Here is a 14,446-nt window from a genome sequence, read left to right on the forward strand (position 1 = left end):
GCGTTTCACATCCCGTAGCTGCATAATTTTCTGTATCAAAAATTTAGAACATCATTCTTAGACCTGCACCATAGATCCAGCCTTTTTCTGAATCAGAACTTTGCTGCCAGGCTGTCTGTTGGTTGCCTTTACTATATTCATAACCCACTTCCAAATAAGGCATGAGCTTTTTGCTCAGTTCATAGCGTGTTTCCAGGCCCAAGGTGGCATGACTAAGGCCGGTTTTTTTCGCATTAGCTGCCTGATCATTCAGGATGACATCCAGTTCGACAAAGGGTTGCATAATCAGTTTCTGAGTCAGTAACAGGTCACGCTCTGTTTTCAGTTTTAATCCGACAAAGTCATCTTCACCAACATAGACATGAGCATCCGTTTCGAAAAAGTAGGGAGCCAGGCCATGTAACCCAAATACTGCATCGAAGCGCTCGTTCTGCTGGTTTATAGAAGGCTCGGCTAAATTTTCCTGTCGATAGCGCACCCCGGTCTGCACATCCCAGAAATCAGAAATATTTCGGCTATACAACACTTTGGCATCATATTCGGCCTGATGCGATTCATGTTTGTCGGCTTCTAGCTTGAGGAAGATTTTATTTTCATCCGTGCCAATTCTGACTTGGTTCTTGGACTTGAATGCCCCATTTCCCTCTGAACTATGCTGCCATTTCTGGTCCAGAATAATCTGGCTATAAATCTGTGCACCATGTTCTTTACGATGATCATGTTCGCTGGCAGAACTGACTGAATTTTGTGGTGTGCTCAGCGCCTGCTGTTGATGTGATAACTTTGGTGGTTGATAGGATGTGGCATCTGCAGTTTCAGTATGCTGTGCGTGGTCATCAGCCATGTTTTGCATGGCATGATGCCCGCTATGATGCTGATGTTCATTATGACCCGTATGCTCGCTAGAAGCTGCCGCAAAAATACTCAGACTGCTTAGGGTAAGCGCACTGCTGAGTACTGACTTTAGAAAAAGATTAGTGATGTGCATGGCTTTCTCCTTGAGCAGCTGCTGGTTTTGACGGCATTTTTTGTGAAGAAGGGTGAGATACTTGATCTTCGTCAACCTGTGCCACAATCAGCTTGTTCATCATGCCGGCACTCATGTGATAGAGCAGATGGCAGTGAATCGCCCATTCTCCCAGTTCGTCAGCCGTGAGCAGGGTAGTCACCGTTTTCCCAGGCGGCACAATCACGGTGTGTTTATTTGGCATATTTGCAGCAGACTGACCATTTTCCAGCTGCATAAACATGCCATGCAAATGCATCGGATGGGCCATCATGCTGTCATTGATAAATTTCAGCCGGATCCGCTCGCCATATTTCACTTGAAGTGGCTCGGCATCACTGAATTTTTTACCATTAATGGTCCAGATGTAGCGCTCCATGGTTCCACCCAGACGAATTACCAGTTCACGTTCTGCTGCACGGGTATCAGGTTGCGGTGTCAGGGCTTTGAGGTCTTGATATTGCAAGGCTTTGTGCCCTGCAGGCGTAGACATATTGGCCCAGCCCTCAACCGGCTGATGAGGCTGATTGGTTCCGGATATGGCATTATGACTTGCATGCATGTCGTGCTGGGCATGTTGATCATGTTCACTTGTGGCAGTCTGCATGGTCTGACTGCTGTGTGTGTCATGTGACATGTCATGTTGTTCGCCATGTCCCATATCTTCCATGGTCAATAAGGCACGAGGGCGCGGTGTTGGTAATTGAACCGGAGCCGGGGCTTTACTTGAATCAGTTGCCTGATGCAGACTGCCAATGGCAAAGCCTGAGCGGTCGATCGATTCCGCTTCAATCTGGTAATGCGCTGCAGTGGGTTCCACAATCACATCATAGGTTTCAGCGGTTCCGATACGGAATTCATCTACATTGACCGGCTGCACCGGTTGTCCATCGGCACTGACCACGGTCATTTTCAGCTGGGGAATACGTACATCGAAAAACGACATGGCAGAAGCATTGATGAAACGCAGGCGGACTTTTTCATTGGGCTGGAACTGGCCACTCCAGTTTTGTTGCGGCGTTTTTCCATTGACCAGAAAGGTATAACCGGTAACATCAGATAGGTCGGTTTTCAGCATACGCATCTGGTTCCACATCTTGCGGTCTGACCAGGTGGCCTTCAGGCCATCACGTTTCACCTGCTGGAGTACATCGCCCAAGGTTTCACGCTGGTTCTGATAATATTCGGCCGATTTTTTTAAATTGTTCTGAATCTGCTGGCTGCCCTGTTCGTGAAAATCCGACAGCATCACCACATAATCCCGCTCGGTTTGTTCATGTGCAGGTAGCGATGTCTGGGCTTTGGGGCGAATCACCAAGGCGCCATAGAGGCCATCCTGTTCCTGACCTTTGGAATGTGCGTGATACCAGTAGGTGCCGTTTTGACGAACCTTGAAGCGATAAGTAAAAGACTGTTTCGGTTTGATGCCCTGAAAACCGTTAAATCCGGGGACACCATCCATCAGCCCGGGCAGGAGCAGGCCATGCCAGTGCAGTGAGGTATCCTGATTGTTCAGGTTGTTTTGTACATGAATGACTGCATCATCACCTTCTTCGAATTCCAGCAAGGGTGCAGGGAATTTTCCGTTTACAGTGATACGCTTGACCGTCTTTCCGGTGAGATTGATCGGGCTTTCATCAATGACCAGATGATATTCTTTTACGGCTGCAAACAAGGCAGACGACGAGATGAGACCGAAGCCCAGACACAGGCTTTGACTGATTTTAAGCAACATAACTTAATCCTTAATGAATAAAAAAATTTAAAAATTCAGGATCAAGCTTTGGGTGGGCGCAGGATTTCTTGCCAGTAACCGACAAGGTGCTGGGCATGGTAAGCAGGGAGGAGGGTTTTTTCCGGATAACCGTGATCAGGCACGCTTAACTCGGGCGTTGTAATGGGCAGGCTGGTGACCAAGTTCTGGCAGGCCATAGTGCCACAATCCAGACAATCTGATGACTGCTGGGTGCTGTCACTGACACAGTCCGGCTGAATCAGTTCCTGATCTTGATGAGGATCAGTCTTATGCAGCGAGTGAGAAGCAGAGGGTTTTGTCATTTCCAGACAATGAGGATTCGTTTTTTCAGACGGCATAACCAGATGCATGGTGTTTGCAGATGCGACAGACACACTGCTCCAGCCTATGGCAAAAACCACAAGCATCACCAACCAGATCTGTTTGACGAGCCGTATGAGCAAAAGTACACCCTGAAAAAATGCGCTGCATGTTTGAGCAATAAAAGCATAAACGCAGTAACTCAAATTAGCAAATTCTGGACAAGATTATTTTTTAGGTCACCTACATACTACTTTTTTCATAGGTTCAGGTTTCAGTTTCGCACTTTTCGCATTTTTTACAGTCTAGCAGCATCCCGAGTTTTTCTTTACGTCCTTGCTCGGTCATCACCCATGGGCGATTTTGCCAGGGCGGGGTATGCCGCACATGCTGGCCATGTCCGCAGGCCAGCTCTGCAACCCAATGCTGTTCCTCATCCAAGTGAAAACCGATAATGGCCTGTTGCATGGCAAACCTCCTGTGGGCTCAATCTGTCTCAGTACCTATATAAAATAAGTTATGCAAAATCACCATAAACAAAAGAATCGACACAAGCTATACTCCTTGCCAAGTCATTTTTTGAAAAAGAGCAGAGACACATGCGCGTACTTGTTGTGATGGATCCCATTGAAAATGTAAACCTGAAGAAAGACTCAACCATGGCCATGCTATGGGCAGCCGCACGTCGTGGGCATGAACTCGGTTATGCATTGCAGCAAGATTTATATATCGATCAGGGCAAGGCCTTTGGTCTGATCGCGCCGCTACAGGTATTTGAAGACTACGACCATTATTATGAACTTGGCGAAAAACAAAAAGAGTCGATCGCTGCTTATGACGCTGTCTTGATGCGTAAAGATCCGCCTTTTGATATGAACTTCGTCTATACCACTTATATTCTGGAGCAGGCAGAGCGCGAAGGGGCATGGATCATCAACAAACCGCAAAGCCTGCGTGACTGTAATGAAAAACTGTTCGCGACCCAGTTCCCGCATCTGCAAGTTCCGACCTTGGTGACTTCGCAGCAAAGCCTGATCCGTGAATTTCTCAAAGAACAGGTCGATGTGATTGTAAAACCGCTGGATGGCATGGGCGGCACCGGGATTTTCCGCCTGTATCAGGATGGCATCAACATCGGTTCAACCATTGAAATGCTGACCAATAATGGTACCCAGCCGATCATGGCGCAGCGTTATATTCCGGAAATTGTCGAAGGCGATAAACGCATCCTGATGATTAATGGCGAGCCAGTGCCGTATTGTCTGGCCCGTATTCCGCAAAATGGTGAAGTGCGCGGTAATCTGGCCGCGGGTGGTCTGGGCGAGGCGCGCCCACTGACTGAAACTGATAAGGCCATTGCAGCAAAAGTAGGGCCGTATCTCAGAGAAAAAGGTCTGGTCTTTGTAGGGCTGGATGTGATCGGAAATTATGTCACTGAAATTAATGTAACCAGTCCAACCTGTATCCGTGAAATTGATGCCCAGTTTGGTACTTCGATTGCGGATGATCTGTTTGCTGTGCTGGAAGCAGGTCAGGCCAATCAGGTTTAAAGGCAGCATTAGGTGAAAGAAGAGTCTGCTTGCAGGCTCTTTTTATCTTTTTATTTAGGGTAACGCTTAAATAAAAATGCCGTCATTACCATGCCCAGCATCGAAAGGCAGACAGTGATAATGGCAAGATTGGCCCAATATTGGGTGGCAGATATCAGCGCAGCGCTCAGGGTCGGTATAAAAAACTGTGCGCAGGCTGAAATTTGTAAAACCACACCCACACTGGCTGCTGCTGCATAGGCACGTGGTGCATAGTGCAGGGTAATCGCAAAAAACAGTGGTTGGGATCATCCCGCCAATCAGTGAAAACAGCAAGGCACTGACAACCTGCAATTCAAATGAGAGCCAGGCATTTGCAGCAAACACCAGACCACTGCTGCAGAGCATTGCTACAAATCCGGTACTCAATAAGGTGGGCGGTCTATAACCCTGTTGCAGCAACATGCCTGCGCCAAAAGTGCCCCCCAGATTGGCCAGCACGACTATCGAGACCAGCATCCCTGCGCGTTTTAAGTCCAGCCCCTGTTCGACATACAGCGTAGGCAGGAAGCCCGTGACAGTAATCCATTGACTGGTATAACAGGCAAAAATAATCGCCAGACAGATAATGGGAGGATGGGTCAGGGTAATTTGAACAATCTGCCAGAATGAGGTGTTTTCCGTAGCTGGCTGAGAAGAGTCTGGCTGTGTTACCAAGACAGGTTCAATATTTAAATATTGTTTAATCATGCCAGCAATGACAAGGCACAGGCAGCCCAAAATGGCCCAGATCATTTGCCAGTCCAGATATTCAAGCAGGAGAGGAATCGTCAATACGGCCAGACTGACACCGATGCCCATATAGGAACTCCAGAGTCCCATCTTGAAATTCAGTGTCTCAGCGCGGCTGGTACGTTTTAAAATTGCTGGCGCACACAAGGAAATGGTTAAAAACCCGATTCCTTCCATAAAGCGCAATACATATAAAGTGGCAGGCTGCGTAATCCAAAGCCCGGCAAAACTGCTCAGCCCTAAAATGATTAAGGCCATGATCAGGCAGCGCTTTAATCCCATTTTTTCCGAGAAGGCGCCAATGCATAGCGCAAACAGCGTTCCGGCAGCCTGCACCAATGCTAATGAAAAACCAGCCTGAGTAAAACTCAGGTTTAAATCCTGCTGCAACACAGGAATCACGGCCGAAAGTTTGCCGACATGGATCGCAGCCAGATAACCGGCCAAGATAATCCATACATCACGACATGAGATTTTTGACATCTATCCGAACTGAGTCCATTTAAAGCATCTGCTTGTACATCAAGCATCATTCATATATAGATATGAATAGCATGAAACTTTTATAAAATTGATAGGATTTAAGCCTAAGATTATCGGCCAATGATAAGAGAGGAGGTGAACGGGAGAAAACGGAAGACCGCTGTAAATAAAGCGCTCTTCGTGGCAAAGTTATTGATAATATAATGAGAAAACTATTTAAAATTGATATGATATGTCACTTAAGTCGAAGGAAAAGTGCAGACCTTATAAATAAAACGAGTCTAAACTTGAAGTTTGCGTGAAAAAAACAATTAAAGCCTTGTTGAAATAAAGTAAATAAACTTTCATGGCCTGAGGTTTGTGATTACAATTGATTACTTAAATCAGATTTCCTGCTCCATTTTTTGAATTGAAGAATTAAACCGTGACCGAAGCTCAGCAAAAACAGCCTAAACATGTCATGATGATGGCCGCAGGTACAGGTGGACATGTGTTTCCAGCGTTAGCTGTTGCCAAAGATTTACAACAAAAAGGTATACAGGTTTCATGGTTGGCCACGCCCGTAGGCATGGAAAACCGCCTGTTAAAAAACCAGAATATTCCCATTTATCAGATCGATATTCAAGGTGTGCGTGGCAATGGTTTTGTGCGTAAAGCCTTGGCGCCTTTTAAAATTATGAAAGCCACCTTAAGTGCCATGAAATTCATGAAACAGCTTCAGGTCGATGCCGTGGCAGGCTTTGGTGGTTATGTGGCAGGCCCGGGTGGTTTGGCTGCGCGTATCTTAGGTATTCCGGTGCTGATCCATGAACAGAATGCAGTTGCCGGTTTTACCAATACCCAATTGTCGCGTGTGGCAAAGACGGTGTGCCAGGCTTTTCCAAATACCTTTCCGGCCCAAGATAAAGTCGTGACTACGGGTAATCCGGTACGACAGGAAATTAGCGAAATTTTAAATCCATCCTGGCGTTATCAGGAGCGTGACAAGGCAGGATTGCCCTTACGTATTCTGATCGTTGGTGGGTCTTTGGGGGCGCAAGCCTTAAATGAACGGGTTCCGGAAGCTTTAAAGCAACTCAATGTGCGATTAAGCGTCTATCATCAGTGTGGGCAAAACCATGCCGAGGCGACCCGGGCACGTTATGAAAATGCACCGGCCAGTCTACAAGTTGAAGTACAGCCTTTTATTGAGGATATGGCCAAAGCCTATTCTGATGCCGATCTGGTGATTTGCCGTGCCGGGGCTTTGACCGTCACTGAAATTGCCACTGCCGGGGTGGCTGCGATTTTTGTGCCGCTTCCAAGCGCAGTGGATGATCACCAGACGGCCAATGCCGGTTTCCTGGCCAATATCAATGCGGCAAAGATTTGCCCGCAGGCCACGATGACCCCGGAAAGTTTAACAACATTATTAGAGCCGATGCTGAATCGCCAGCTGTTAATGGAAATGGCCGTGAAAGCACGCCGACAGGCTCAACCCGATGCGACTCAACATGTGGTCCGTTTAATTCAAGAATTGTAATCCGAGTAAACTATGTCTCCAACAACCCCAGCTGAACAAGCGAAAAAGTTAATCAAAGTGCCGGAAATGCGCCGTATCAAACACATTCATTTTGTGGGGATCGGTGGCGCAGGCATGTGTGGTATTGCGGAAGTGCTGAAAAACCAGGGCTATAAAGTTTCCGGTTCAGATATCAAGGCATCCAATACCACCGCACAGCTGGAAGCGAATGGCATTAAAGTCTATATCGGACATACTGCAAATAATATTAAGGGCGCCAACGTGATCGTGGTCTCTACCGCGATTGATAAAGAAAATCCGGAAATTAAAACCGCGATTGAAAACCGTATTCCTGTGGTTCGCCGTGCGGAAATGCTGGGTGAACTGATGCGTTACCGTCATGGAATTGCCGTTGCCGGCACGCATGGCAAAACCACGACCACCAGTCTGATCACCTGTATGCTGGCTGAAGAAAACATGGATCCAACCTATGTGATCGGTGGTTTGCTGAACCGTACCGGTATGAACGCAGCCTTGGGCGCCAGCCGCTATATCGTGGCCGAAGCCGATGAGTCAGATGCTTCTTTCCTGCACCTGGAACCGATGGCTGCTGTGGTAACCAATATTGATGCCGATCATATGGATACCTATGGCGGTAGCTTCGATGTCCTGAAAGATACTTTTATCCAGTTCCTGCAAAAACTGCCATTTTACGGCTTGGCTGTAGTCTGTGGTGATGATGCCAATATCCGTGAAATCATGCCGCGGATTGCACGTCCGTTACTGACTTATGGCTTCAATGAGGACAATGACATCCGCGCAGTAGATGTTGATCAGGATGGCATGCAAACCCACTTTACCGTATTGCGTAAAGAGCGTGAGCCATTGCGTGTAACGGTCAACCAGCCAGGTTTGCATAATGTGCTGAATGCCTTGGCCGCAATTGGTATAGCAACCGATGAAGGTGTGTCTGATGCTTCAATCTGCCGTGCACTGGAAGGTTTCAGTGGTGTGGGTCGTCGCTTTGAGGTTCAGGGTGAGTTTGCGATTGAGGGCGGTGACGTGAAACTGGTGGATGACTATGGTCATCATCCAAAAGAAGTCGAAGCGACGATTAAAGCTGCGCGTCAGAGTCATCCGGACCGTCGTCTGGTAATGATGTTCCAGCCACACCGTTATAGCCGTACCCGTGACTGTTTTGATGATTTTGTGGAAGTGCTTTCTACTGTAGACCAGTTATTGTTGCTGGATGTTTATCCTGCCGGTGAAAAACCGATTGTCGGGGCGGACAGCCGTACTTTGGCCCGCAGCATTCGCTTACGTGGTGAAGTCGAGCCGATTCTGGTTGATGCGACGGACGGCAACCTGAATCAGATCATGAGAAAAGTATTGCAAGCAAATGACTTGTTATTAACCCAGGGCGCAGGTAATGTTGGAGCAATCTCAGTCGAACTTGCACAAAATCACTTATATATAAAATAGTCATCTTGTGTGACTGAATTGAATTGACCAGATTGAAAAAAGTTTAAGGATATAAACGTGTCAAATGCTTCAAAATTCGGAAAAGTTGCCGTGTTGCTTGGTGGTAAATCTGCAGAGCGTGAGGTTTCTCTAGACAGTGGTACGGCGGTACTTGAGGCATTAGTGCGTTCAGGGGTCAATGCGGAAGCGTTTGATCCTCAGGAGCGTAGTGTCACAGAACTGGTAAATTATGATCGTGCTTTTATTGTATTGCATGGACGTGGCGGGGAAGATGGCCAGATCCAGGGCGCACTGGAATGGTTAAACGTGCCGTATACCGGTACCGGTGTACAAGGTTCTGCGATCGGCATGGACAAGGTCAAGACCAAGCAGGTCTGGCAGGGTTCGGAATTGCCGACAGCACCGTATCGCATTGTCACCAAAGACTCTGATGCGAACGACATTGTTAATGCTTTAGGCTTGCCTTTGATTATCAAGCCGGTACATGAAGGTTCCAGTATCGGCATGAGTAAGGTTGAGAAAATTGAAGATTTTGCAGAAGCAATTACCAAGGCAACTGAACATGATGCTGTGGTGATGGCAGAAAAATGGATTACCGGTCGTGAATATACCATTGTGGTTTTAAATGGTCAGGCGCTGCCGGTGATTCGTCTTGAACCGCCTCAAGATGTTGCCTTCTATGACTATGAAGCGAAATATCAGCGTAATGATGTGCAATATGGCATTCCATGTGGTTTAAGCGAAGCTGAAGAGCAACAGTTAAAAGCCTTGAGTTTGCGCGCATTCCAAGCAGTCGGTGCCAGTGGTTGGGGCCGGATTGATGCCATGCAGGATGAACAGGGCAACTTCTGGTTGCTTGAAGTCAATACCGTACCGGGCATGACCAGTCACTCACTGGTGCCAAAAGCGGCAGCTGCAGTCGGATACAGTTTTGATGAGCTGTGTGTCGCGATTCTGGAACAGACCTTGACTGGTTCGGCACACTAAATATGGCTCAACTTCCTGTTTCCATGCGCCGTAAACGTGCTGCGATTACTTCAATTCACGACAAGCCGCCGACACGCAAAGAAAAGCTGACCAATTTTGGTGGCTGGTTATTGTTGTGTATTGCGGTATTGGTGCTGGCCTTTGGAATATTGGGCTTATATAAAGTCATGACCAATAGTGACGTGGCAGAGCTGGGCGTGATAGGTACGCGCTCGGCTGCTGAACAGCGTCAGGTTATGCAATATGTGTCACCGATTGTGACCGAAAACTATTTTACTTCAGATCTGGAAGCGATCCGCGATCGTACTCTGGAATTATCCTGGGTGGATCGGGTCGTGGTGTCCCGAGCCTGGCCAAATGGCATTCGGGTGCGGGTGATGCCGCATCATGCAATTGCACGTTGGGGAACAGGGCGTTTATTGAGTGACAGTGGTGTTATTTTCACTGAAGTCATACCCAAGAATTATCAGGCATTACCGTTGCTACATGGGCCAGCGAGCCATGCAGAAACCATGATGCGTCGTTATAATGAAATTAATCAGTTATTTTTGCCACAAGGCATTCGTCTAAAAGAATTATATCTCACCGAGCGAATGACCTGGTTTATGCAGTTTGATTCGGGTTTAAGAATAATTGTGGATAAAGACCAGACTATGAGCAAATTACAACGCCTGAGCCATCTGTCTCAGAGCGATTTAAAGCCGGTCTGGTCTAAAATTTCGGCCATCGACCTGCGTTATCGCAATGGATTGTCGATACAGTGGAAAAATTCAATTCCGCCTAAAATTGTAAATGGACATTTTATTGTAACCATTGATGACACGGGCGTTGAGAATAAGGTAACAGTAAAGCCATAATGACCGGCTTTAAAAAATAGAGGCATTTAAAGCCATAAATCTAACAAACACGTAATGGTAGTAGTGAATAATGAGTGAAGCTGTTCCCTCGGTTGTGGCGATTGACATTGGGACACACAAAGTTTCAGTTTTGATTGGCAAGGTACACGCGCCAGACAATATCCAAGTGATTGGTATGGCCACCGCTCGTAACCGAGGCATGAGTAAAGGGAAAATTGTCAGTCTCGATAAAGTTATTACTGCAATTAAAAATGCCGTTCAAGAAGCAGAAGATATGGCGGAATGTCGTGTACATTCTGCCTGGGTCTCTATTCCAAGTGCCGAATTAAAAAGCTTTTATGCTTCAGGTCGCACCTCGATCGACAATAGCGAGCATGCGATTACCACCAGTGAAGTGGTGCGTGCACTGGAATTGGCTAAAGCTAGTCATTTGACTTCAGATCATTATCTGGTCAGTGCTGTGCCTCTGGGTTTTGAGCTGGACGACTCACCGGAATGGGTGTTAAACCCGATTCGGATGTCGGCACATAGCATGACCGGACACTATCATTTGATGATGCTGCCGATCAGTACCATGCAGAATATTGATCGCGCCCTGAAAGGTGCCAATATTGGTGTAGAAAAAATGGTGGTGTCGAGCTTGGCTACTGCTGAAGCCAGCCTGCTGAAAGACGAAAAAGAATATGGCGTATGCTTAGTAGATATCGGTGCCGGCACGACCAATGTTGCAGTGTATGTGGATGGTCGTTTGGCCTTAACCCATACCTTCCAACGTGGCGGTGAACATGTGACCCGTGATATTGCAGCAGTATTGCAAACCACGACCGAAGAAGCTGAACGTCTGAAATTATTGTATGGCTGTGTCGACCTGAAAGTGGTCAAGCCTGACCATATGATTCAGTTCCAGGGGATTGATGGGCCACAAACCATCAGCCGGATTGAACTGACTGAAATTATTATGGCTCGTTATGAAGAAATTCTGGGTCTGGTACGTGATGAGCTGGTGAAAAATGGTGCCATCCAGGGCTTGTATCATGGTGTGGTATTGACCGGTGATGCCAGTCATATCGAAGGGATGGTGAGTTTTGTTCGCCGTACCATGGGGGTCTCGGCGCATTTAGGTAATCCGCCGACTCAGGTGTATGCAGACGAACAACATCAGGCTGCTTTACGTCGCTCGCAATATAGTACGGTGGCTGGCTTGCTGATGTTTAGTCAGAGTGATACCCAGGACACGATTGTGGAACAGGATGATGTAGAGCGGTTGTCATTGGCTAAGCGGGTCAAAAGAGCCTTGTTTGGCTTTAATGACACCCTGAAATCAATCTTTTAAGTCGATTTTTATTGTGAATATTGTTGGGAAGATGTAGTTAATCGGGCTTGTACTTGACAAGTGAACGCATGAGCAGCATTCTTAAAAACAATTTTATTAAGATTAAGGCAGTATACGGGCTTAGTGACTGCCAATTATGAATTAGGAATTTTATAGGTCATGGCCTCATTTGAATTTTTCGAAGACGATCATAGCGATAGCAATGGTCAAGCCCGTTTCACTGTATTTGGTGTAGGTGGTGCGGGTGGTAATGCGGTACAACATATGTTGCAGTCCGATATCCAGGGCGTAAAATTTGTTTGTGCCAATACGGACAAACAGGCATTGGATCGTATGGAAGCCGAATTTAAAATTCAGCTGGGCGAGCAAAGTACCCGTGGTCTGGGTGCAGGTGCAAATCCGCAAGTCGGCCAGACCGCAGCAGAAGAAAGCCGTGAACTGATTCGCCAACAGCTTGAAGGGACCGATATGGTCTTTGTAACTGCGGGTATGGGCGGTGGTACCGGTACCGGTGCAGCGCCAGTGGTTGCTGAAATTGCGAAAGAAATGGGTATTCTGACCGTTGGTGTCGTGACCACGCCATTTAACTTTGAAGGCAAACGCCGTCTACAGTCTGCTGAAAAAGGGATTGAAGCGCTAGAGCAGCATGTAGACTCATTAATCATCATTCCAAACCAGCGTCTATTGAAAGTCTTCCGTGATATTTCAATGAAAGATGCCTATAAAAAAGCGGATGATGTATTGTTGAATGCAGTACGCAGTATTTTTGATTTGGTAGTCCGTCCTGGCCATATCAACCTTGACTTTGCTGACTTAAAAACAGCCATGAGCACTCGTGGTTATGCCATGATGGGTGTCGGTCTGGGTCGTGGTGAGAACCGTGCACGTCAGGCTGCTGAGCAGGCAATCCGTAGTCCATTACTCGACAACGTGACTATCATGAATGCCAAAGGCATTCTGATCAACGTGACTGGTGGCGATGACGTGACTTTCGGTGAAATTGAAGAAATTACTGATGTCGTGAACCAGATTGTCGATTTAGATGAGGGTCAAGTGTTCTACGGTACCGTTTTTGATCCGGATGCGCGTGATGAAATCAGCGTGACTGTGATTGCAACAGGTCTCACCCGTCATGCAGCGGATTCAGTTGAACCGACCAAACGTACTAATGTACAGGCAACTCGTCCAGCAGCAGCTGCACAGGCTGTGGTGGAAGATGATGATGTACCGGCAATTCAGCGTCAGCAGCATGAAACAGGTGCAGCAGCGAATCCAGCGGCGGCTTCAGTTTCTAGCCCGCGCCCAACGCCAATGAGCATTCAGGATTATCTTAAGAATCAACAGCGTAAATAACATGTAACATCATGTGTTTAGCTAGATTAGACAGGAAAGGTGGCTTTTAAGCCACCTTTTTGTTTTTTATCAATAGCCAAATATGCTAACGTATAGCGGTTTTATAGATGAACAGATGATAAAAGCATGTTGAAACAACGTACCCTGAAACGTGTCGTGAAAGCGAGCGGAATCGGTCTTCACAGTGGGCAAAAAGTCATGATTAACTTTGTGCCGCACCATGCCGATGGGGGAATTGTGTTTCGTCGTATTGACCTGAATCCGCCAGTCGACATTCCTGCCGATGCCATGCTGATTCAAGAAGCCTTCATGTGCTCGAACCTGGTTCAGGAAAATGCCAAAGTAGGCACCATTGAACATGTCATGAGTGCGATTGCTGGTCTAGGCATTGATAACCTGATTATTGAAGTGTCGGCCTCTGAAGTCCCGATTATGGATGGCAGTGCAGGTCCGTTTATTTACCTGCTCATGCAGGGCGGTTTGCAAGAGCTGGATGCCGCTAAAAAATTCGTCAAGATTATTAAACCGGTTGAAGCACTCATTGATGACAAACGTGCCATTTTTAGCCCACATGAGGGCTTTCAGCTGAATTTCACCATCGATTTTGATCATCCTGCCTTTAAAAAAGAACATCAGTCCGCCAGTATCGATTTTTCTACTGAAACCTTCGTTTATGAAGTCAGTGAAGCGCGTACCTTTGGGTTTATGAAAGATCTGGATTATCTCAAAGCCAATAATCTGGCGCTGGGTGCCAGCCTGGAAAATGCCATTGGTGTAGATGAAACCGGGGTCGTTAATGAAGAAGGTTTACGTTTCTCGGACGAATTTGTACGTCATAAAATTCTGGATGCCGTGGGTGATTTATACCTGCTCGGGCATCAGATTATTGCCAAATTTGATGGTTATAAATCTGGACATGCCTTGAATAATCAACTTTTACGCAATGTGAAAAGTGATCCAAGCTGCTATGAAATTGTAACATTTGATGACGAAGCCAATTGTCCAATCATGTATGTGAATGTGACATAAGTCATTGTGTTTGTGTCTTTATGTTTTTGTTATTGCTT

The 14,446-nt window shown here is 46.8% G+C and carries 12 protein-coding genes and 1 pseudogene; 8 read left to right on the top strand and 5 right to left on the bottom strand.

Annotation, left to right across the window (positions count from 1 at the left end; all coding sequences use genetic code 11):
* Positions 1-43: 43 nt before the first annotated feature.
* The 4 genes from F995_RS12675 to F995_RS12690 form a co-directional block, all read right to left on the bottom strand.
* Positions 44-988, bottom strand: a complete 945-nt coding sequence (locus tag F995_RS12675; RefSeq protein WP_004647230.1) for a copper resistance protein B — start codon at positions 986-988, stop codon at positions 44-46.
* A complete protein-coding gene (locus tag F995_RS12680; RefSeq protein WP_004647231.1) occupies positions 975-2,741 on the bottom strand; it encodes a copper resistance system multicopper oxidase in 1,767 nt (588 codons plus the stop codon). The genes F995_RS12675 and F995_RS12680 overlap by 14 nt, the downstream gene beginning before the upstream one ends.
* A 41-nt stretch (positions 2,742-2,782) precedes the next feature.
* Positions 2,783-3,205, bottom strand: coding sequence for a hypothetical protein (locus tag F995_RS12685; RefSeq protein ID WP_005105349.1), 423 nt, complete (start codon positions 3,203-3,205; stop codon positions 2,783-2,785).
* A 124-nt stretch (positions 3,206-3,329) separates the two neighbouring features.
* Positions 3,330-3,530 (bottom strand): DUF3565 domain-containing protein, encoded by a 201-nt coding sequence (locus F995_RS12690; RefSeq protein WP_004281307.1) that lies wholly within the window; start codon positions 3,528-3,530, stop codon positions 3,330-3,332.
* Between the two features lie 131 nt (positions 3,531-3,661).
* On the opposite strand from F995_RS12690, the gene gshB reads away from it, so the two are divergent.
* Positions 3,662-4,612 carry a glutathione synthase gene (gshB, locus tag F995_RS12695; protein WP_004647232.1) on the top strand — a complete coding sequence of 317 codons (951 nt, stop codon included), beginning with the start codon at positions 3,662-3,664 and terminating at the stop codon, positions 4,610-4,612.
* A 50-nt stretch (positions 4,613-4,662) separates the two neighbouring features.
* On the opposite strand, the pseudogene F995_RS12700 reads toward gshB, so the two are convergent.
* Positions 4,663-5,866, bottom strand: a pseudogene (locus F995_RS12700) (CynX/NimT family MFS transporter).
* A 424-nt stretch (positions 5,867-6,290) separates the two neighbouring features.
* Between F995_RS12700 and murG the strand changes: the two are divergent.
* The 7 genes from murG (at position 6,291) to lpxC (ending at position 14,408) form a co-directional block, all read left to right on the top strand.
* The gene (gene murG / locus F995_RS12705) at positions 6,291-7,388 is read left to right on the top strand and encodes an undecaprenyldiphospho-muramoylpentapeptide beta-N-acetylglucosaminyltransferase (protein ID WP_004647235.1); all 1,098 of its coding nucleotides are present in this window, start codon (positions 6,291-6,293) and stop codon (positions 7,386-7,388) included.
* Between the two features lie 12 nt (positions 7,389-7,400).
* Entirely contained in the window at positions 7,401-8,849 is a 1,449-nt protein-coding gene (gene murC, locus F995_RS12710) for a UDP-N-acetylmuramate--L-alanine ligase (RefSeq protein WP_004647236.1), read from the top strand.
* Between the two features lie 57 nt (positions 8,850-8,906).
* Positions 8,907-9,836: a D-alanine--D-alanine ligase gene (locus F995_RS12715; protein ID WP_004647237.1), complete on the top strand. Its 930-nt coding sequence runs from the start codon at positions 8,907-8,909 to the stop codon at positions 9,834-9,836.
* Between the two features lie 2 nt (positions 9,837-9,838).
* Entirely contained in the window at positions 9,839-10,693 is an 855-nt protein-coding gene (locus tag F995_RS12720; RefSeq protein WP_004647238.1) for a cell division protein FtsQ/DivIB, read from the top strand.
* A gap of 70 nt (positions 10,694-10,763) precedes the next feature.
* On the top strand, positions 10,764-12,026 hold the full coding sequence (ftsA, locus tag F995_RS12725; RefSeq protein WP_004647239.1) for a cell division protein FtsA: 1,263 nt from the start codon (positions 10,764-10,766) through the stop codon (positions 12,024-12,026).
* Between the two features lie 159 nt (positions 12,027-12,185).
* Positions 12,186-13,379 carry a cell division protein FtsZ gene (gene ftsZ / locus F995_RS12730; RefSeq protein ID WP_004647240.1) on the top strand — a complete coding sequence of 398 codons (1,194 nt, stop codon included), beginning with the start codon at positions 12,186-12,188 and terminating at the stop codon, positions 13,377-13,379.
* Positions 13,380-13,505: 126 nt separating this feature from the next.
* Positions 13,506-14,408 (top strand): UDP-3-O-acyl-N-acetylglucosamine deacetylase, encoded by a 903-nt coding sequence (gene lpxC, locus F995_RS12735; protein ID WP_004647241.1) that lies wholly within the window; start codon positions 13,506-13,508, stop codon positions 14,406-14,408.
* Positions 14,409-14,446: the final 38 nt, after the last annotated feature.

Origin of the sequence: Acinetobacter sp. CIP A162 (assembly GCF_000367905.1) — a bacterium.
Taxonomy (GTDB): domain Bacteria; phylum Pseudomonadota; class Gammaproteobacteria; order Pseudomonadales; family Moraxellaceae; genus Acinetobacter; species Acinetobacter lwoffii.